Below are 20,798 nucleotides of genomic sequence, written 5' to 3' on the forward strand. Positions count from 1 at the left end.
TCCTCATTTTGTATGGACACTTTCCATCCCTCGCTACATGGTTTTTCTTTATTATACTAAAAATTCAATATTATAGGGGAGGAATTCGAGTTGTTCGACAGTCTCTTTTCGGCAGGCTCAGTCCGACTTTGCTGGGATTTGCTGCTTTTCCGGACTCGAGACTGCCTTTTTGGCAGGCTCAGCGGCGGCCGGCGGCTTCATGTCCTCTGAGGCCGCCTTTTCGGCAGGCTCGTCCTTCGTCCAACCAAAAACCCCCGAATCCACTTCTAATGAAGTAGATCCGGGGGGGAAGAGGGGGTTTTATTGAAGGCACTAGGAACAACTAGCTCCAGCTAACCAAGCTCACTTGCTGCCAAAGCGGCATCCTTGGGCTGCGGGCGCATGTCTGTCCATTGGCTGTCAACGAAGGCCAAACAGGCTTCCCTGGTTTCTTGGCCGAAAACGGGTGTCCAGCCAGCCGGGACTAGGGCAAATGCAGGCCAAAGCGAATACTGGCCTTGCTCATTGATCAGCACCAGATACGATTCGTCGCTGTTTTCAAAGGGGTTGCTCATAGGTGAATCTCCTTTCCTTCCACAAATTGAGCATGCATCGCTTCCAGCTTATCCGCGAGAATGCGGCCGATCTCGGCAAGCGGTTCCGGTTGGCATAGATCCTTGTGCCGGCATGCCAGATCGTATTGTTCGATTTCACCTTGAATGTACGGCTTCCACGTGTCAGGAGAGATCGGAGTGAACCAATCAGGAATAATGGTTGAGTGGAAAAACAACAGATCGCCGGTATACGAGATCGGTTTGAAAGCTCCCAGAATTCTAACGGAATTCACGTATGTTTCCTTCAAGCTCATGATGACGGATGGCTCCAGGCTTGCCAAAGCGCTGCCGTCACTTTGCAGAATTTCGATCGCGGCCGCCATATCAAGCGGCTTGTCGCCTAGGCTATCTGGGTCATAGCCGCCGAGAGCGAGCAGGGCAATGAGCGCCTCGTGCTCATTCACCCCCTCCGCAAGCGGAAGGAAATGGCTCGGAAAGGCATCGAGCATGACGAGTAAAGCAATCTCTTCGCCGGCCTGCTGCAGCTGTGCAGCGATGGCATGAGCTACATTGCCTCCCAGAGACCAGCCGAGCAAATAATAAGGCCCTTTGGGCTGAACGGAACGAATATGGGCGATATAATCGGCCGCCATATCGTCCAGCTGGGCTGGCAGCGCTTCGGTTCTGGCAATCCCTCGTGCTTGAAGCCCATACAGCGGATAATCGGGTCCTAGCGATTTCATTAACCCGGCGTAACACCAGCTTAATCCACCTGCCGGGTGGATACAGAACAGCGGCGGGCGTTTGCCGCTCGTTCGCAAGGGCAGCAGGACCTCCAGCGCGCCTTGGCTGCCTCCGGTTTCCAGTCGTTCCGCCAGATCAGCCACCGTCGGCGCTTCAAACAAGGTGCCGATGCTGAGCGAAGCACCCAAATCTTCACGAATGCGGCTCATCAGCTTGACGGCTAACAAGGAGTGACCGCCAAGATCAAAAAAGCCGTCATCAATGCCCACTCTAGGCAATCCAAGTGTCTCTGCATACAGATCACAGAGAATTTCTTCCTGTGGCGTACGAGGACCCCTGCCGTTCGCTGCTTGAGCGAAACTCGGTACAGGCAGCGCCTTGCGATCCAGTTTTCCATTCACGGTTAGCGGAAGCTCTGGAATTTCAATAAGCGCCGATGGCACCATATAGCTGGGTAAGGCAATGGCTGCATGATGGCGAATAGCCATGACATCCATTTCGCTTTGGGACTTAACTGATGGAATGACATAGCCAACTAGTCGCTTGTCACCTGGTGTATCTTCTCGCGCAATTACGACTGCTTGCGCAACGCCGGGATACTGGGCAATGACGGCTTCAATCTCGCCCAGCTCGATGCGGAAGCCGCGGATTTTGACTTGATGATCAATCCGTCCAATATAGTCCAAGGTGCCATCATTCCGCCATCTGGCGAGGTCTCCTGTGCGATACATACGTGTACCGGGTGCACCGTACGGGTCAGCGATGAATCGCTCGGATGTCAAGCCGGGACGCTTCCAGTAGCCGCGCGCCAAGCCCTCGCCTGCGACATACATTTCGCCGGTTACGCCTGGCGGTACATGCTGCAGATAACGATCAAGCACATATACCTGAAGATCAGGGATAGCTCCGCCGATCAAGCTGCTCGCTTTGCTAGAAGTCATTTCGCGGCTTAACGGGTTATAGCTCACATGAACGGTCGTTTCCGTAATGCCATACATGTTGATCAGCCTTGGCGCATGCTCCTCATGCCGTTCATACCAGTCCTCCAGCTGTCCAAGATCGAGCGCTTCCCCGCCAAAAATCACGTACCGCAGCGCCAAAGTTTGTCCAAGCTGCGTATTGTTCCTATCTGCCTGCATGAGCTGATAAAAGGCTGATGGCGTCTGATTGAGCACGGTCACGCCCTCTTCGCTAAGAAGCTTCAGGAACTCTTCCGGAGAGCGGCTCACAGCATGCGGCACAACGACGAGACGACCTCCGTACAGCAAAGCCCCCCACATTTCCCAAACGGAGAAATCAAACGCATACGAATGAAATAAGGTCCATGTATCCTCAGCTTTAAAATCAAACCAATGCGCAGTGGCTGAGAACAGCCTGACCACATTGCGGTGTGGAATGACAACTCCCTTGGGCTTGCCAGTAGAGCCAGAGGTATAAATAATGTACGCTACGTGATCTGGAGACAGCTTCGAGACGCGGTCTGTATCAGCAGGATTCGATTCCAGATAACGACTGGTCATCTCCATCGTTTGCGGCTCGTCGAGAAGGATTGTTGGTACTCCTTCTACAGCAGCAAGCCGCGAGGCGCTTTGCAAGCAGCCAATCAAGCAAGCAGGCTGTGTATCCTCCAGCATGAAAGCCAGTCGATCCGCAGGGTAATCAGGGTCAAGCGGCAAGTAACCAGCACCGGCTTTTAACACGGCCAGCACGCCAACCATCATCATCGTGGATCGCGGCAGCATGAGACCAACAATTTGCTCGGGCCCAATGCCTTTGGCAATCAGAAGATGGGCAAGCTGATTCGCCTGAACGTTAAGCTCAGCGTAAGTGAGCGACTCCTGCTCATACACGACGGCAATCGCATCAGGATGCAGCAGAACTTGTTTTTCAAAGAGCGCAACTAAATTCGAATGCTCCTTTTCAGGTGCGGCTTCATCCCGTTTGACAATTCTGCTGAGTTTCTCCTCCGGCATGAGAATGTCCAGCAACCCAATAGGCAGATCTGGATCTTCTAACGCCCGCTCTAATAAAAGGAATAGACGAGAGGCCAGCTTTTCTACCGTTTCTCGCTCGTACAGATCGCTGGTGTATTCCAACCAGCCGTCGATGCCTGAAGGCGAGCCATCCGGCCCGCGCCGTTCACGGAATTCGATGGTGAGGTCGAATTTGGCTTTGCCTACGGTGTCGAGGCGAAGCTCCGACGTTACGCCCGGCAGATCAAGTGAAGGCTCCGGGGTATTCTGAAAAGCAAGCATGATTTGAAACAGCGGATGTCTGGCTCTGGATCTCGGCGGGTTCAGAACTTCGACTAAACGCTCAAATGGCAAATCTTGATGCTCATAAGCAGCCAGATTGACACTTCGCACTCGACTGAGCAGCTCGCGGAAGGTAGGATCTCCTGATGTGTCCGTGCGCAGAACGAGCGTGTTAATGAACAGGCCGACTAGCTCGCCCAGCGCATCGTCACTGCGCCCGGCAATCGGGCTGCCAAGCGGAATATCCGTTCCAGCTCCAAGTCTTGTCAGCAGCGCTGCAAGTCCTGACTGGATCACCATGAACAAGCTTGTGCGGCTTTCACGAGCTAGCGCAGCCAAACGGCTGTGCAACTCCGCATGGATGTGAACAGCTATAGTATCTCCCCTATGCGTTGCTTCTGCAGGACGAGGAAAGTCCGTAGGCAGCTCCAATTGATCAGGCAGATGCCGGAGCGCTTCTTTCCAATAAGCCACCTGACGGGCAATCAAGCTATCCGCTTGAGCTTCATTTCCCAGAAGCTGCTCCTGCCATAGCGCATAATCTGCGTATTGCAGCGCTAGAGGCGCCAGCATTGGAGCTTCGCCCTTCGAACGGGCACTATAAGCAGCAGCCAAATCACGGGTTAAGGGATCAAGGGACCAGCCGTCCCCAACAATGTGATGCAGCAGCAAAAGCAGAACATGTTCATTTTCGTGTGATTCTATGTGATAAAGATGTGTACGAAATGCCGGCTCCATCGCCAAGTCAAAGCCATAGCGCACAGCAACAGCAAGCTCTCCCGCCAATTCCGCTTCCGATATCCGAGAAGTCTCACATACAATCGGGCAATTGGATGGATCTAGAATGAGCTGCTGGGATACGCCATTTTTTTCCGGGAAAAGTGTGCGTAAAGTTTCATGCCGTTCTACGATATCTGCCAATGCAGCTTGCAAGGCGTCGTGATCCAATGGACCCTTTAATCGGACGACTAGCGGTATGTTGTAGGTTGGACTTGGCCCTTCCAAACAATTCAGAAACCACAGTCGGCGTTGTGCAAAAGAAAGCGGGACTTCCTCAGGGCGAGCCATCGGATGAATGGGAGGTCTTGCTGCTGCTGCCTGATCAAGCCTTTTGGCCATGCCGGCCACTGTCGGCGATTCGAAGAGACTGGCTATCCCCAGTTCGACCCCCATCACCTCGCGAATGCGATTGACTAATCGACCGGCCAAAAGCGAATGTCCGCCGAGATCAAAAAACTCGTCATCCATTCCGACTCGCGGCACGCCCAGCACTTCGGCGAATAATTCGCTGAGTATTTCTTCCTGCGGCGTACGAGCTGCCCGGCCGACGGTTTGCCGATAATGCGGGGCAGGCAATTGTTTGCGATCAAGCTTTCCGTTTGGTGTAAGCGGGAACTCCTCCAGGAAAACAAAAGCAGACGGAATCATATAATCGGGCAATTTCACGGAGGCATAATCGCGCAGCGCAGATGGATCAACGATCGCTGAGTCTATAGCTACCGCATAGGCGACAAGCCTTTTGTCACCGGGTTGATCCTCACGAACCACGACGGCCACTTTCAGCAGCTGCGGGTAGTCGGTAAGGACAGCTTCAATCTCGGCTACTTCGATGCGGAAGCCGCGGATTTTGATCTGATGATCCGCTCGCCCGCTATAATCCAAAGTGCCATCGGGAAGCCAGCAAGCCAAATCGCCTGTACGGTACATCCGGGTCCCGGGAGCACCGTAAGGATTTGCCACGAAGCGCTCAGCGGTTAAGGAAGGACGGTGCAAATAACCGAGGGCAAGCCCCTCTCCCGCGATATATAAATCCCCCTTCACACCCACCGGTACCGGCTGCAGCGCATGATCAAGGATATACAACTGCGTATTCCAGATAGGACGGCCTATGGAAGGCTTGCCTTGCGGCTCTTCCATAAATGTCGCCATGGTCGACCAAATCGTCGTTTCTGTTGGACCATAGAGATTGGTCACTTTACAACCCAAGTGAAGCAGATCGCGAAGCAATCCATTCGCCAGCGCTTCTCCGCCAACAAGCACACGCAGCCCTCTAAGTGAAGCAGGCTCATGTTCGACGAGACTATGCCAAAGCGAAGGCGTCGCTTGCATCAACGTGGCACCGGAAGAGACGATTAATTGGGACAACGCCGCAGGGTCCTGAATGGTGATTTTATTCGCGACAATTACCAGCGCTCCATGAAGGAGAGGGAGAAATATCTCCAACACCGAGATATCAAAAGCTACAGTCGTAACAGCAAGCAAACGATCAGCTTCACCCAGCGAAAACTGCTCCTGCATGGCAAACAGAAAGTTCGTTAAGCTGGCAAAGGGTATGACCACACCTTTCGGTCTGCCTGTCGAACCTGACGTATATAAAATATAAGCAGGATCCAGTTCCGTAGGGAGACCCAGAAGCTCCTGACTGGCTATATTCGCAGCGGATTGCTGGGCCAGCTTGGCCAAGGTATCCTCATCATCGAGTACCATTTGCCTAGATGTATGTCCTTCGGACAAATGGGAAGCTGTCTCCTTCGTCATGAGCGTAAGCAAAGCGTTCGCATCATCCAGCATGTACGCGACTCGATCTGCCGGATAGTCCGGGTCCAGCGGCAAGTACGCTGCACCTGTTTTGTGAACAGCCAGCATACTGACGATCATATCAACCGAACGTGGCAGTGCCAGCGCAATGATGCTCTGCGGCCCCGCTCCTTGGGCAAGAAGCAATCTGGCAAGACGGTTTGCTTTAGCATTTAATTCCGAATACCGGACAATCTCTCCGTCATGAGCAACAGCAGCGGATTCCGGAGTGCGGGCTGTCTGGGCTTCAAACAATTCGGAGGTTCGAAGGGCTGGTACCTGCTGAGCAGTATCGTTCCATTCCTGTAAGATCTCTGATCGTTCGCTTTCAGCTAGCAGCTCAATAAGGCCAATAGATGCATGAGGTGCGGTTTCAGCCAGCTTGCCGAGGTAGTGAACAAAACGACGATGATGCGCGAGGAGCTCTTCCGACGTATAGAGCTCCGGATTGCCGTCCATATCAATCTGCAAGCCGCTGCCGTCCGCTTTCAAATAAACATTGATCGCCAGATCGTCAACAGGTCCTGCGGACAGATTTGTTTTGGACCCTGTATAGCCATCGAAATTCAAGCTGTTATCGAATGGCATAATATTCACGAGAGGCCCGAATAGGCGGCGATTATCGCCTACCCGCTTCAAGTCTCTGCGCAGCTCCTCATGCCGATAGCCCTGGTGCTTGCGAATTTCGCGGATTTCGTGAGCCACCTGCTGAACTAGCTCCGATACGCTCATGCCAGGTCGGATGAATAATCGCAAGGGTAAAATATTCATCACCATCGCCGGTGTATTCAAGGAGACTGATCCCAGCCGTCCCATCATGGGAAGACCGAGGATGACCTCGGCAGCTCCAGTGAGACGATGAAGAAAGGAGCCCGCTGCGGCGAGCACCAGATCAGACCATGCCGCCGCATGAAGCTGCGCAGATGCTCTTAGATTTTGCGCTTCGCTTGGGGACAGCATTGCCGTGTGGCGCAGAAAGCTTGCAGCACTCCGGGGTGAGCGTTCGGCAAGACTGACCGCATCCGGCTCATCCGCAAAACGATTCAGCCAGAATTCGCGATCCCGCTGCGCCTTGTCGGAAGATCGATAGTCTTGATCTTCCTCAAGCACACGCTGCCAGGAGCCGAAGCTCCCTTCATGAAACGGCTGCTGATTCATCATTGCGGTGTACACTTTAGCCACACGTTTGGTAAGGAGCGCAAAGCCAAAACCATCCATCACGATATGGTGAATTCGCTGGTACCATAGGTAGCGATCTTCCGCCACCCGGATCAGGGCCTCCGTAAATAAAGGACCTTGCGACAGATCGCATGGCTTGCTGAGATCGCTGGCCATCCAAGTTCTTGCTGCTTGATAAGGCTCAGCTTCCTGCCTCACATCGAGATGGTGAAAGGGCCATAATGAAGAAGGATGCACCACCTGCCAAGGGCCTTCGCTATCTTCTTCAAACCGAACATGAAGCGATTCTGCTTCCAGAATGACTTGACGAACAGCTTTTTCAACGATTAATGGGTCTATGGCGCCGTGAATCTCGACCCATTCCCCTGTATTGTACATGGGATTATAGGGATCAAGCTGTTGGGCATACCAAATGCCCGATTGGGCACCAGATAAGGGCCGCCGAATATGTTGAGCAACGAGCATGCTAGCAACCTCCTTCATCATCTAGGCAAAATAGTCAAGATTCGGCACGGGTACTTTCAACCTCGAGGCGAGCAATTGCCACCATTTGGCCAAGGTAGGCTGCTCAGCTAATTCAACAAACGTGACCTCTGCCCCCTCGCGTCGCCAGCTTTCAACCAAGCTCATAATGCGGATGGAATCCAAGCCTTTTTCATTAATAAGATCGTCCTCGTCCTTCAAGCTTTCGGGTGCTTCATACAGCAATTTCGCGACCTGCTCACGCACAGTCTCCATGCTCATTAGCGGCTGTTCCGATGAGACGGCAATATGGGAATGGCCCAGATCTGCATCAAGGTAATGGCTTACATCCTGCGTTGTCAGAGTGACCGCACAACGCTGTGCGGCATAATTCAAAGCCATTTTGTGATTATCCAGAGAAAAATCAGCCACCGCATCGGCGACAAAAAACGGTTGAATATCCTGCATAAAAGCTTCGCAAGCCGTCATCAAACAGCCAATATGTGCGTAAATTCCGCTCACAATGAGCTGATCGCGCCCCTGCTCCTGCATGATTTCAGCTAAATTCGTCTTGCGAAAGCCGCTGTAGCGCCATTTGGTCAAAACAGTATCGCCTTCTAACGGAGCAAGCTCCGGCACAATGTGCTTCTGATCCGGCTTGTCATTAAGTCCAGAACCCCAGAAATCAAACAGCAGCCCGCGCTGCTCCGGTGTTTGTTGATCAGGCTGAGCGGTATAGATCACAGGGATGCCAAGTGCTCTGCACTTCATGCGCAGTTCATGGATGTTCGCAAGAAGCTCCAGAACCGGCGACTCCCCTGGGGTAAAAGCATTCAGAAAGTACTGCTGCATATCATGTATAAGAAAGACAGCCCGCTTCGGATCGACTGCCCAGGACGCTCGGTTCTCTGGTAAATCGGAGGCAACTGGCATCGCGTAAGGTTGAATAGTTGGAAGAGCCATCATATACCTTCTTTCTTGGGATCTACTTAGTTATCATCGTTTGGAGCAATGTTTCACGCAGCGCTTTTTTGCTGACTTTGCCAACTGTCGTTTGTGGAAAAACAGCAACAAACTCGATGCGATCCGGGATTTTGAAAGGAGCAAGCCCGCGCGTGCGAAGATAGCTCTTAAGTTCGGCGGCCGAAGGAGCTTGACCGCGAGGAATCACGAAAGCACAAGACCGCTCGCCTAGAAATTCATCTGGCATAGAAACCAAAGCGGCATCGTAGATGTCCGGATGAGACAGCAAGTGGTTCTCCACCTCTTCCGCTGCGATTTTATCGCCACCGCGATTGATTTGATCCTTGGCACGGCCCTCAACTACGAGATAACCCGCAGCATTGACCATGACGAGATCGCCTGTTTTATAGAAACCGTCCTCGGTAAATGCTTTGGCATTGTGCGCTTCCACCTTGTAATAGCCCCTGATGGTATAGGGTCCTCGTGTCCACAGCTCCCCAACCTCGCCTGCCTTTACCTCAAGACCGTCTTCATCCACAACACGGACTTCATCCCACATTGACATCGGGCGACCTTGTGTACGAACGATGACTTCTTCCTCATCATCCAAACGTGTATAGTTCACGAGACCTTCCGCCATGCCAAATACCTGCTGGAGGGTGCAGCCAAGAACTGGCTTCACTCGGCGGGCCGCTTCTTCGCTAAACTTAGCGCCTCCAACCTGCAGCACTTCGAGACTCGACAAGTCAAACGCCCGATTGCTTGCCGCCTCCAGCCAAATAAGCGCTAATGGAGGCACCAAGGCCGTTATGGTTACACGTTCCTTGGCTATAAGAGGGAATGCTTCATCAGGACTTGGTCTTGCTGCCATGACAATCCTGCCGCCGGCATACAGCGTGCCAAGCACACCAGGCGAGCTTAGCGGGAAGTTGTGCGCAACTGGGAGCGCCGCTAGGTATACACTGTTCTCATTCATTCCACAAATCTCATTGCTTCGACGGAAACTGTACATGTAGTCGTCATGGGTGCGTGGAATCAGCTTCGGCAACCCTGTGCTGCCGCCGGATAGCTGTAAAAAAGCAACATCACCGGCTTTTACTTGAGGCCAACTCTTGGGAATCTCCGCTTTCACACAGAGGCTGTCCAGCGATGGATAGTCACCAGGATCGCCTGCAACCAGCACGTGCTGCAGCGTCGCAACCTTCCCTTTGACCTCGTCTGCAAGATTTCTATAATCAAAACCGCCATCTTTATCAGGTATCACATAAGCAACAGCTTCGCTAAATTCGCATAAGTAGGTGATTTCGCTTTGCCGATGCGCAGGCAGTGCGAACACAGGAATGGCGCCAATTTTGAATAGAGCAAAAATAACAATGAAAAATTCACCAACATTGGGAAGCTGAACAATCACACGTTCTGTCTGTTTCACACCCAGCTGTAGGAAACCGGCTGCAAGCTGCTCCGCTCGTTGGTTTAATTCGGCATAGCTATACCGATGTTCACCGCTCACAACGGCAATCCGCTCACTGTGCTGATCAGCACGCTCAGACAGCATGTCGCCTAGTGTCTGGCCTTGCCATAAGCCTTGCTCCCGATACAACTGGGCCAACTCATCCGGCCAGGATGGGCAATTCGTCATCACTTGGCATCGCTCCTCTTCCTAAAATCATGCTTATGCTTCATGGTCTACTCCCATGGCATGGAGCATTGTTTTGAATTTGGCCGTTGTCTCCTGCAATTCTGACTCTGCACTTGACTCTGCCACCACACCAGCCCCGGCGTACAATCGAAGCGAACGGCTTTCAGCAACCGCACACCGAATAGTAATTATCCACTCGCCATCTCCGCTTGCATCGCACCAGCCTACCAATCCCGTGTAAAATCCGCGGTCGAAGGGCTCGATTTCACGAATAGCTTCCCGCGCAAGTACGGTCGGAGAGCCACAAACAGCTGGCGTCGGATGCAAAGCAACAGCAAGTGCCAATGAAGTAACAGATGGATCTTTTAATTCCCCCCTTATTTCGGTAGAAAGATGCCACATCGTCGTTGTTTGGACCAAAGAAGGCGATGCAGGGACATGCAGGGGATCGCAAAACGGACGAAGCGCTTCTGCCACAGCTTCAATAACGAGCGCATGTTCACGCAGATCCTTGGGTGAGGCAAGAAGCGCCTTAGCCCGCCTTGCATCCTCGACCGGATCCTCGCTGCGAGGCGCGGAGCCTGCCAGTGGATTTACGAACACATCACGGCCTGAACGTGCTACAAGCAGCTCTGGGCTTGCGCCAATTAATGTTTGACCTTCTACGTTTGGCGGGGCTTGGTTAGTTCCTTCAAAACGTTTGGGCAAGTCAACCGCAAAAGTGTAGCCTAACGTATTATTCACGGCGAGATTGCGCAGCAGCTGGTGAATATCCACCTTGTTCGGAGAGGTAAGCTTGAGCGCACGAGCAAGCACAATCTTATCGAGCTCACCCGATCTTAATCGCTGCAAAGCTTTCTCCACACCGCTGACATAACCTTCAGGCGAAGGAATGGCCAGCGTCTCAAAATGGCTGCCAATCGGTCGGCGTACACGTTCATGAGGCTCAAAGCTTAAAGGGCCCGTTCTATACGTTGTCATAGGAACAACCAACTGCGCTGGCTGCATCGAGTCGAATGGCACTGCGCCTACAAGCATCGGAATACGCTGGCCTGGCTGTTCGATATGCGCAAGCAGTCGAGCGGCCCGCTCCGGCAGCGACTGGAGTTCATTCGCTCCGGCAGATCCGGGCAGCACGGCAATTGTCCCCTGAGCCAGCAGCGTAGCTCGCGGGGATGCAAAGAAAAAAGAGGACCCCGGCCGATATTCTTCAAGAAGCTCGGTGGCCGTGGCCTCAGGGTTAAGCTGAACATTGGTTTTCATTCCATCATTCGCCTCCTTCATATTCGTTCAAGTTGGTTCAAGCGCCAAGTGTAGCGCCTCCATCCACTCGCAAATCGTGCATGGTGAGGTGGCCGGCCTGCTCCGAGAGCAGGAACAGCACGCTATTGGCAATATCTTCTGGCGTCGCCAGCTTCTTCAGCGGTATTCCTGTCCGATAGGCCTGAGGGGAGCCAGCGATCGTGCGCTCCGCCCCGTGCTCATCCTCCCACATGGACCTGAGCATCGGAGTGTCTGTCGACCCCGGTGATACGATGTTGCAGCGAATGCCATACTCCGCCAGCTCTAAACCGAGACACTTCGTAAACATCGTCACCGCAGCCTTGGAGGACGCATAAGCGCCCATTTGCATACGGGGAATGGATGCTGCATTGGAGCTGACCGTTACTACGGCACCTTGTCTGCGGGGCTTCATATGGCTCAGAACTGCGCGAGAAACGTGAAATACCCCATTGAGGTTAACCGCCATTACGTCAAACCAATCCTTATCGGTCATCTCGGTGATGGCGCCCATTCTCAGCACGCCGGCCGCATGGACCAACAGCTCAATAGGTCCAAGCTCCCGCTCCATGCGGTCAACAGCCGCTTGGCTTGACTTGCTGTCGGTTACATCAGCCGGATAGGCGAATACCGTTAGCCCTTGATCTGTTAGTTCAGCTGCCAGCTTTCCGATCGCGTCCCCCTGCTTGTCTACAGCAGCCACAACAGCTCCTTGCAGCGCAAGCGCCCGGACGACGGCTTCTCCAATTCCTTGCGCAGCCCCGGTAACCAAGGCGACTTTCCCTTTAAACTCCTGCATGCCTCTCTTACCTCCTCAGTACAAAACGCAGCATCCGGCTTACAAGCGCAGGAAGTACAGAAACGTGTCCCTCGCCTTCGAATTCGTGATACGCTGCATGCAGCTCTTCCTTGGATAACAGTGAGAATCGGTCAAAGAATTCACGGGCATTGCTGTTCATCCCACTAGGATGCGATCCCTCTAATTCTCCTACGGTAATTAATAGATCTATCTTTGCTGTGTTCTGCTGCAATAACGAAGGAAACTGTTCTTCTTGCTGTCTGAGCAGCTCTTTGTTCCAGTGAATCGACGGGCTGCCTGCCACATAAGATTGAAAGCTATGAGGCTTCGTTAGCAGCGTCTGAAGCACGAACAGCCCGCCAAGCGAATGCCCAAAAAGTGCCTGAGCATTTGTATCGATTGGATAATCACGCTCGATCCGGGGCTTTAATTCCTGCTCAATGAAAGCTCGGAATTCCTCCGCACCGCCAACCTTTGGCCACACATGCTCTTTATTCCTGACAGGCAAAGCTTGTAAGACTTCATCCGATGTAGGCATGGTGAAATCATAATAGCGGGAATCATCGAACGGTTCGTCCGTCGGGTACCCGATTCCGACAATGATGGCAGGATACACCCCCGTCTTCTCCGGTCTTCTGCCTTGAACGCGCATCGCTTCGACGATCGTACCGAACAGCGCATTGGCATCCAGCAAATAAATAACCGGGAATCCGAGGGGCGGAGCCTCTTGCGTTGGCGTAGCGACGAAGATGCGATATGGCCGCTCTCTTGCCTCCGAATGAAGGAGGAACTGCTGTGTATTCGGCAAAGAAAAGGCCTCGTGGCTATTCTGAGCCGCAGCTTGATCAGAGGTGGTATCATTGCCTAAAGGAATCATGTTAGTTTCCCTCTCCTTCCATGCTGGAACCATTTTTAACATAGTCTTACATTGATAATGATTCTCATCGTTGATTATAAAGGAAGGCCGCTATCCATACCATGAACGATATCCTTCTTGGACAATGGATAATTTACAGACATTTGAAGCTGCACACTTCCACTGCACGCCTACAATGAGCAAGGGACTGCCTTCCAGTCAATACGTCTACTGGAAAACAGTCCCTTGCAGCTTGCATGTCTGCGCATATCTTTTATTGCTTATGCTTGTTCCGATACAGCAGCCACACAAAATAGGGCACACCAATGATGGCAATCACGACGCCAACGGGCAGCTCAGCCGGCGTAAACAACGTCTTGGCGATGAAGTCGGAAACGATCACCAGCAGAGCTCCAACAATGGCACATACCGGCAGCAGCCGCTTATGAGCGATGCCGACAAGCCGGCGAGCAATGTGCGGGGACATGAGCCCGATAAAACCGATACCACCGGAAACGGAGACGCACGCGCTTACGATCCCGATGCTGCTGAGCAGCAGGAGCGCTTGTTGTTTCTCCACGGTTACGCCCAAGCTGCGGACCGTGTCCTCTTTTAGCTGGAAAACGTCCAAAATGCGAGATCGCGACACCAGAATAGGGATGAGCAGCACTAACCAAGGGAGTATCGACAAAATATATTTCCAATTGGCATTATAAATGCTGCCTGAAGCCCATACTGCCGCCATTTCAAAGTCTTTGGCATTCATCTTCAAAGTAATAAAAAGCGTAACTGCCGTTAATCCGGAAGCGATCGCGATTCCTGTCAGCAGCAACCGCTGCGATTCTAGGCGACCGTTTTTCCAAGAAAACAGGTAAATAAGAAGAGCTGCTCCCAACCCGCCAATCAAGCCGACCAAAGGCATCGCCAAAATCGAGGTCCAGCTTGTGCCTTTCATTTTACCCTGATAGAAGAAAAGAAAGATCACCATAGCCATGCCAGCCCCGGCATTAATGCCCAAAATTCCCGGGTCAGCCAAATTATTGCGCGTCAGGCTCTGAACGACCGCTCCTGCCATTCCCAGTCCCATGCCAACAAGAACCGCAATAACAATCCGCGGAAGACGGAACTCGAAGATAACAAGATCAAAATCATGCTGGGGTTGAATGCGCAGCAGTGTACGCACAATATCACGCAGCGTAATGTCAAAAGCACCGTTCGTCAATGAAATATAGGCCGTCAGCAGGATAAGTCCAACGCCGATGATGACAGTCAGAACGAACTGCCTGGTTGATGTACTAGCGATGAGAATCCCCTCCTCGTTTCCGAATCAGGTACAGGAAGTAAGGCACTCCAATCAGGGCGGTAACCACTCCAATTGGCATCTCAAACGGATAATTCAAGAACCTGCTGAGCACGTCGCACAGCGCCAGGAAGACGCCGCCTATGACCGCTGAACAAGGGATAATCCATTTGTAGTCAAGTCCTGTAAGAAAACGTGTGATATGAGGAACGATAAGCCCGACAAAACCGATTTTGCCAGCAATCGCGACCGAAATGCCTGTAAGCAAAATAACACTAAGGGTTGCCGTTATTTTCACAAGCGTCGTCCGCTGTCCAAGTGAAACCGCCATCTCCTCTCCCAGAGAGAAAATAGTAATGGATTTGGAAATCCAAATCGCCATCACCAGACCAACAACAGCAAAAGGAACCGCCAGCATAATCAACTTGGGGTCCAGCTGATGCAGACGAGCATTGTACCAGAAGCTGATGTTTTGTGATATCTGAAAATACATTGCAATGGCAGCAGATACGCTGCTTAAAAACGTGCCGATCAGCGTCCCTAGTATCGCCAGACGTACGGGAGAAAGCCCGCCTGGCAATAAGGAAGCCAAACCAAACACGAGCACGATGCTGAGCGCTGAACCAGCAAAAGAAGATACAATCATCACCATGGATGAAGCATAGGGCGCTAAGACCATACAAATCGTTACAGCAAAGGCAGAGCCATCCGTGATGCCCATAATGGAAGGGGATGCCAGATCGTTTCTGGTCATCCCCTGCATAAGAGCCCCGGACACAGCCAAGAAAGCGCCGACTAACAGCGCTCCTGTAACCCTGGGCAGCCTCGAGTGTGTAATAATCTGATGATCCACATTCCCTGCGTCAAAATGAAGGAACGCCTGAACGATGCTGCTGATATCAATGTTTTTGGCGCCATACACAATCGAAAGTATCATTGTGAATATCACGGCGAACGGCGCCGCCCCCAAGATGAGCGTATGGCCCGGAATCCTCAGTTTCATAACAGTACACTCACTTTGCTTGAACTAGTTTGCTTTTGTTAAGCGCTTCTAGAAATTTAATTTTACTGTATGCCGTTCCGCCTTGCGTCAATGGATCTACTACGTTTGTGTACAACTGATCATTTTTCACCGCATTGATGCTTTTGAAAATCGGGTTATTTTTCAGCTCTTCAAAAACCTTCGGCGTCTCCTTGTTCTCATCTTCAGAGAACTGAATGAACAAGTAATCCGGATTTATTTCGGAAAGCTTCTCAAGTGAAATGTTTTGCTGCGCTTTAGCTTGCTTCACTTCGTTTGGAACCGCAGCGCCAAGCTCCGCATAGATGGACGGGTTGAAGAAAACATCCTCTGGGTAGATGAACATGCTGCCCGCGCGCACGCGTAGAGCCAGCACCTTTTTATCTTTCAACACAGGACCGATTTTATCTTTCAGCGCCTTCGCATCCTTCTTGTACGTATCCAGTACTTGCTTCGCTTTGTCTTGTTTGCCAGTCAAATCTCCCAACAGGGAAAGATTGTTCTCCCAATCCGTCGAGATATGGGATACGGGAATCGTTGTGGCGATTTTGCCGATTTTCTCAATCGTTTCTGCCGGGAACTTCGTGCTCATCAGAATAACGTCCGGCTTAAGCTTCAAAATCGTCTCCAGATTCGGCTGCGCCTTCTCTCCTACACCTTCTGCTTTGTCCGTAATCGACGCAAACAACGGTGGGAACTTCCCGCCAACTGTAATCGCCCCAACCGGTTTGACGTCCAGCAATAGCGCATCTTCCATGGATTCGAACGCGCCCGTGATGACCACTCGTTCTGCTTTAGCAGGAACCGTATATTCTTTGCCGCCATATTTAATCACTCTCGGGCCTGATGCTGCAGCTTGCGGTGCTGCGGTTGCAACTGCCGTGCTGCTTACTGGCGTTGCTGTTGCCGCAGCCGGAGCAGGTGCCCCCTTGCCTCCACATGCCGTTAATCCCAGCAAAACCGCCGTTGAAATACTAAGTGTCCATAATTTCTTCACTTTGTCTAAACCCCTCTCAACCCATTCAATTGATAATCATTCTCATCAAATTATAGGGGACGATGACCCCAGCGAACATGGACAAAATCCAGAAATTATTATGTACGATTTCCACATAACTGCGCATTTAGATCTATGATCATCCGTTCACTGGCGTAAGCAGAGTACTCTCTCCAAGGGTCAGACGAAATCAAGTGGACTTTATTCTTCCGCACAGCCTCCAGGTTTTGCCATAGCTCTGAGCTCTGTACGCGGTCCCAGTGATGCAAAGTTTCTGTTTCTTGGCAAATGTTGAGCAAAATATGATCGGCCTCAAAGGAAGCAAGCTCTTCCAGATTGAAGCCCTGCCCTTCATGATAGCTTCCTGATCTTGGCGGCGCATGCATCTGCAAGTCCTCATAAACAACCTCGCGCATCCCCCGTGTCGGGAAGATGTGATAGGAATCCTTGAACTGGCTGATTACCAGCAGCTTTTCTTGCTTTAGTTTATCATGAAGACGTTCTCGTACATGCTTCACATTGCGATTGTAGCTGCTCAACCAGGACTCTGCTTCATCGGAGGCACCGACAATCTGAGCCGTCAGAAGAAGCTGCTCCCGCCATGTAGTCTCGTATAAGGGAATGATATGGACAGGCGCAATCCGTTCCAATCGTTCCTTTTCCAAAGGATGCAGTTGATCCGTGCAAATAATGCAGTCTACTTGACTCTGAGCAAGCGCTTCTACCTTGATCTCCCAATCTTCGTTGTAACGGTAGCCGCTTAGATGCAGCGGGATATCTGTGCGATATTTGCTGTAGTAATAAGACGTCCACTTGGGATGCAGCGGCGCAGCATATGGCACGATCTTGAGCGCAAGAAGCTGCCCAAGAATCGGCGCCGAGTAGGCCGCAATTCGAAGTCTGCGGTTCTTGAGATAGATGGTTGGCGAAACGCCGACCTCTTTTTTGAACATACGGCTGAAATAAAACTCATCATTATATCCGACCTGAAATGCAATCTCCCGCAAGCGGACATCCGACTGGACCATCAGCTGCTTCGCCATGTTAACGCGGACTTCCGTCAAGTAGTCGATGGCTGTTTTGCCATACGTTTTCTTAAACAAATTGACATAATATTTGGGACTGATTTCTGCCATGCGGGCTAATTGCTCGATGGTAATACCCTCGCGATAATGGTTGTCGATATAGGCCTTCGTGCGGTCCATCGCAGCGCGGGAATCGGGTCTCGTCTGCTGCCTGAGATGATTCATAATCCAATACAGCAGCTCTTGAAAAAGCGATTGCCCGCGAAATCGTTCCATAGCCGACTCACTCCGGCAGCAGTTGCACAACTGCTCGCACAACATCAACATCGCATTCTCAATATGTATGGAAATCTCACCGGACAGAGGAAATACAGCATTCCCACGCCCATCCAGATGAACATCAAATTCGATGATATAGACGTCAGGTTTTTTCCCATTTTCCTCGCAAATGCCGATCGTCTGACCAGGTGAAGCGACGTACACCACATCTTGCTGCAAACGATACGTATCCAGATCCAGAGTCAGCAGACCCTCTGCCTGCTTAACGACGATTAAATAATAGGAAGAAATGAGCTGTGGTGCCATATATCCCTCATGCAGCCAGTGTGCGGAACGAACCTTAACCCAAAGATCATCCATAACAGCCAGCATATCTTTATTCGTTGACATATCTATCGAAAGAGCAGTAGGCACATGAAACAACTCCCTCTTTTATGAAAATGATAATCATTATCAATTTGAAGGTAGCATAATTAAATAAGGCCTGTCAACTAGAGACAGACCTCACTATTTCCAAAATTTGTGAAGGTTGTGCGATTTCCATAGAATCCCAACTTGCCAATGATTTGGAACATGAAGTGAAGCTATATGCTGGATCGACAGGATACGATTTCAGGAACCAGTCCTCGCCTTGAATACGTTTGGCCCCCTCCACCCCCTCTGGCGTGATCACAGAGAACGTATGCAAAGGGAGGCTTAAACCCAGGCCGATAGCCTTCATATAGCTCTCTTTGGCCGTCCAAAGTTGATAGAAACGGAGCTGTCTTAGCCGACTGTCCGCTTCCTCCATGATATAGCGGTATTCCTCCTGAGCAAACAGTGTAAGAACCAGCGACTCATCGAAAGCTTGCATATGCTCCACATCCACACCAACAGGCTGACTATCCAATATACAGGCCACCCACTTGCCGGAATGAGATATATTATAATGAAATGGATGATTCCCGCAGAGCCGCGGCTTGCCATAAGCGCCATATTCAAATGTAATTTGCGAATTCGCTAGCTGCAAGTTCTCTATTATTAATTTGCGCAGCAGCAAATCAGCCCAAAGCCCGCGCAGCAGGTCCTCTTGGCGATGGAATTTTCGCAGCTTCATCCGCTTCTCCTCGGAGATTAATGAAAAAAGTTCCTCCACAGATATCGACGAAACGTCATCTATCGACAGGATATACAGGCGTGTAATCGCAATCCCCTCATTCCTGAATTGTTTCCATATACATAGCTCTTGTTAGTTTAACAAATACTTCACACTATCTTCCATATCTTTTATGTTAATGTTATAGTACAAGATATGTAAAAACTAATATTTAAACGGAGGTCAAAAAGAGATGATTAAAAAGTTTACGGTTATCAGTTTGTCCATGTTGGTTGCTGCTACTGCTCTTGCAGGTTGCGGTAAGAAAGAGGAGACTCCAGCTGCTTCCTCAACAGCTAAAGCGACTACTGCCGCTTCAGCTACTCCAGCTGCTTCAGGTTTTGTTCCTAAGGAGCTTAAAGTACAATTCGTTCCTTCCCAAAATGCTGAAACATTAGAAGCTAAAGCAAAGCCGCTTGAGAAATTGCTTTCCGATAAATTGGGTATCCCCGTTAAAGTTTCCGTATCCACGGATTACAACGTCGTTATCGAAGCTATGGCTTCCAAACAAGTTGATATCGGCTTCTTGCCGCCAAGCAACTATGTTGTTGCTCATGACAACCGTAAAGCCGCTGATTTGATTGCTCAAGCAACACGTCTAGGTGTTGATGATGCAACTGGCCAACCAACGAAAGATCTTGTTGATTTCTACAAATCCGAAATCGTTGTTAAAGCTGATTCTCCCATCAAAAGCGTTGCTGATCTGAAAGGCAAGAAAATTGGCTGGCAAGGTGTTACTTCCGCAGCTGGTTACGTATACCCAGGCTTCGTGTTGAAAAAAGCTGGCGTTGACCCGGTTAAAGACGTAACAGGCGTTCAATTCCAAGGTCATGACAAAGCGATTATCGCTCTTCTCAACGGTCAAGTTGACGCTGTAGGCGTGTTCCAAGATATTCGTGCTAACATGACGAAAGATTACCCAGATGTATTCAAACAAACGCGTATCCTTGCTTTCTCCGATAAAATTCCAAACGATACGATCGCTGTTCGCTCCGACATGGATCCTACTTGGAAAAAGAAAATCACGGATGCTTTCATCGCGATCGGCAACGATCCTGAAGGTCAAAAAGTTATCTTTGACGTTTACTCCCACAAAGGGTACGTGGCAACTGAAGATTCCAAATTCGATATCGTTCGCAGCGTAAACAAAGAAATGGGCTTGAAATAAGCCTTTCTGACACAACACCTCATCTTCTACTCTTCGGAGTCGGGATGGGGTGTTTTTTTGATGTTTTCTTACATTCTACTTTGCTGCTTCCATGCATACCATGAATGTGGCACGTCTGGGACGTGTCATAATCCACAGTGAGGTGAATGGAATGTTCGAAATGCTGATCAGTCATAAAACAGAGGTCTCTATCCGGATCGGAAAGGATGATATCCAAGGCGTGATTACACAGTATTATCATCAATTTCAATTACTGAAAATAAGCAACGTTTTGATTCCTATAGAGCTTATTGAGCACATTGAGGTATTGGAGCCTGCAAGCCCAAACGCTGCCATGCCGCTTGAAAATCAACCACAGCGCCTAGGAGCCCACGGGCGCGTGTGAAACTAAGCTGCCTGTCCAATTTACCATTGGACGATTCGGAGGCAGAGAAGCCCTGCTGGCGCTTCTTAGGGAGGTTGGAGTGGGACGGGACTTAGGGCGCGCGACTCGTGGCGCGCTTGCGGAGGGCGCTGAGTTGGCATTTTGGCACGGTTCAGGGACAATAAGATGCGGGAGTGCCTCTGAGTCGGCATCCCCCAGCC

The 20,798-nt window shown here is 51.0% G+C and carries 14 protein-coding genes; 2 read left to right on the forward strand and 12 right to left on the reverse strand.

The features are described from left to right. Nucleotides 1-332 precede the first annotated feature (332 nt). The 12 genes from HQN90_RS36770 to HQN90_RS36825 all read right to left on the reverse strand — a co-directional run bounded on the left by HQN90_RS36770 (nucleotide 333) and on the right by HQN90_RS36825 (nucleotide 19,045). Nucleotides 333-554, reverse strand: coding sequence for an MbtH family protein (locus HQN90_RS36770; protein ID WP_173227793.1), 222 nt, complete (start codon nucleotides 552-554; stop codon nucleotides 333-335). After that, nucleotides 551-7,753, reverse strand: coding sequence for an amino acid adenylation domain-containing protein (locus HQN90_RS36775; protein WP_173227794.1), 7,203 nt, complete (start codon nucleotides 7,751-7,753; stop codon nucleotides 551-553). Before HQN90_RS36775 ends, HQN90_RS36770 begins: the two co-directional genes overlap by 4 nt. A 21-nt stretch (nucleotides 7,754-7,774) precedes the next feature. Then, nucleotides 7,775-8,713 carry an isochorismatase family protein gene (locus HQN90_RS36780; RefSeq protein ID WP_173227807.1) on the reverse strand — a complete coding sequence of 313 codons (939 nt, stop codon included), beginning with the start codon at nucleotides 8,711-8,713 and terminating at the stop codon, nucleotides 7,775-7,777. A gap of 22 nt (nucleotides 8,714-8,735) precedes the next feature. After that, nucleotides 8,736-10,355, reverse strand: a complete 1,620-nt coding sequence (locus HQN90_RS36785) for a (2,3-dihydroxybenzoyl)adenylate synthase (RefSeq protein ID WP_420851112.1) — start codon at nucleotides 10,353-10,355, stop codon at nucleotides 8,736-8,738. Between the two features lie 30 nt (nucleotides 10,356-10,385). Continuing rightward, nucleotides 10,386-11,615: an isochorismate synthase DhbC gene (gene dhbC, locus HQN90_RS36790; protein ID WP_173227795.1), complete on the reverse strand. Its 1,230-nt coding sequence runs from the start codon at nucleotides 11,613-11,615 to the stop codon at nucleotides 10,386-10,388. 37 nt (nucleotides 11,616-11,652) lie between these two features. After that, nucleotides 11,653-12,432: a 2,3-dihydro-2,3-dihydroxybenzoate dehydrogenase gene (locus HQN90_RS36795; protein WP_173227796.1), complete on the reverse strand. Its 780-nt coding sequence runs from the start codon at nucleotides 12,430-12,432 to the stop codon at nucleotides 11,653-11,655. Between the two features lie 7 nt (nucleotides 12,433-12,439). Continuing rightward, nucleotides 12,440-13,309 carry an alpha/beta hydrolase gene (locus tag HQN90_RS36800; protein WP_173227797.1) on the reverse strand — a complete coding sequence of 290 codons (870 nt, stop codon included), beginning with the start codon at nucleotides 13,307-13,309 and terminating at the stop codon, nucleotides 12,440-12,442. Nucleotides 13,310-13,562: 253 nt separating this feature from the next. After that, a complete protein-coding gene (locus HQN90_RS36805; protein WP_173227809.1) occupies nucleotides 13,563-14,591 on the reverse strand; it encodes an iron chelate uptake ABC transporter family permease subunit in 1,029 nt (342 codons plus the stop codon). Continuing rightward, nucleotides 14,584-15,591 (reverse strand): FecCD family ABC transporter permease, encoded by a 1,008-nt coding sequence (locus tag HQN90_RS36810; RefSeq protein ID WP_173227798.1) that lies wholly within the window; start codon nucleotides 15,589-15,591, stop codon nucleotides 14,584-14,586. The genes HQN90_RS36805 and HQN90_RS36810 overlap by 8 nt, the downstream gene beginning before the upstream one ends. A 10-nt stretch (nucleotides 15,592-15,601) precedes the next feature. Beyond that, the gene (locus HQN90_RS36815; protein WP_173227799.1) at nucleotides 15,602-16,606 is read right to left on the reverse strand and encodes an ABC transporter substrate-binding protein; all 1,005 of its coding nucleotides are present in this window, start codon (nucleotides 16,604-16,606) and stop codon (nucleotides 15,602-15,604) included. A gap of 98 nt (nucleotides 16,607-16,704) precedes the next feature. Beyond that, complete coding sequence (locus HQN90_RS36820; protein WP_338042438.1) at nucleotides 16,705-18,324, reverse strand: ABC transporter substrate-binding protein; 1,620 nt, start codon at nucleotides 18,322-18,324, stop codon at nucleotides 16,705-16,707. 73 nt (nucleotides 18,325-18,397) lie between these two features. After that, the gene (locus HQN90_RS36825) at nucleotides 18,398-19,045 is read right to left on the reverse strand and encodes a 4'-phosphopantetheinyl transferase family protein (RefSeq protein ID WP_420851113.1); all 648 of its coding nucleotides are present in this window, start codon (nucleotides 19,043-19,045) and stop codon (nucleotides 18,398-18,400) included. A 193-nt stretch (nucleotides 19,046-19,238) separates the two neighbouring features. On the opposite strand from HQN90_RS36825, the gene HQN90_RS36830 reads away from it, so the two are divergent. Together HQN90_RS36830 and HQN90_RS36835 are read left to right on the forward strand one after the other, a co-directional pair. After that, the gene (locus tag HQN90_RS36830; RefSeq protein ID WP_173227801.1) at nucleotides 19,239-20,213 is read left to right on the forward strand and encodes a phosphate/phosphite/phosphonate ABC transporter substrate-binding protein; all 975 of its coding nucleotides are present in this window, start codon (nucleotides 19,239-19,241) and stop codon (nucleotides 20,211-20,213) included. 151 nt (nucleotides 20,214-20,364) lie between these two features. After that, the gene (locus HQN90_RS36835) at nucleotides 20,365-20,598 is read left to right on the forward strand and encodes a hypothetical protein (RefSeq protein ID WP_173227802.1); all 234 of its coding nucleotides are present in this window, start codon (nucleotides 20,365-20,367) and stop codon (nucleotides 20,596-20,598) included. Nucleotides 20,599-20,798 lie beyond the last annotated feature (200 nt).

It is taken from the genome of Paenibacillus alba (assembly GCF_013204855.1).
GTDB classification, from domain to species: Bacteria; Bacillota; Bacilli; order Paenibacillales; family NBRC-103111; genus Paenibacillus_E; species Paenibacillus_E alba.

Excerpts from the sequence above, each read along its gene's own strand:
- HQN90_RS36770 (WP_173227793.1), bottom strand. The coding sequence starts at position 554 with ATGAGCAACCCCTTTGAAAACAGCGACGAATCGTATCTGGTGCTGATC.
- HQN90_RS36775 (WP_173227794.1), bottom strand. The coding sequence starts at position 7,753 with ATGCTCGTTGCTCAACATATTCGGCGGCCCTTATCTGGTGCCCAATCG.
- HQN90_RS36780 (WP_173227807.1), bottom strand. The coding sequence starts at position 8,713 with ATGGCTCTTCCAACTATTCAACCTTACGCGATGCCAGTTGCCTCCGAT.
- dhbC (WP_173227795.1), bottom strand. The coding sequence starts at position 11,615 with ATGAAAACCAATGTTCAGCTTAACCCTGAGGCCACGGCCACCGAGCTT.
- HQN90_RS36795 (WP_173227796.1), bottom strand. The coding sequence starts at position 12,432 with ATGCAGGAGTTTAAAGGGAAAGTCGCCTTGGTTACCGGGGCTGCGCAA.
- HQN90_RS36800 (WP_173227797.1), bottom strand. The coding sequence starts at position 13,309 with ATGATTCCTTTAGGCAATGATACCACCTCTGATCAAGCTGCGGCTCAG.
- HQN90_RS36810 (WP_173227798.1), bottom strand. The coding sequence starts at position 15,591 with ATGAAACTGAGGATTCCGGGCCATACGCTCATCTTGGGGGCGGCGCCG.
- HQN90_RS36830 (WP_173227801.1), top strand. The coding sequence starts at position 19,239 with ATGATTAAAAAGTTTACGGTTATCAGTTTGTCCATGTTGGTTGCTGCT.
- HQN90_RS36835 (WP_173227802.1), top strand. The coding sequence starts at position 20,365 with ATGTTCGAAATGCTGATCAGTCATAAAACAGAGGTCTCTATCCGGATC.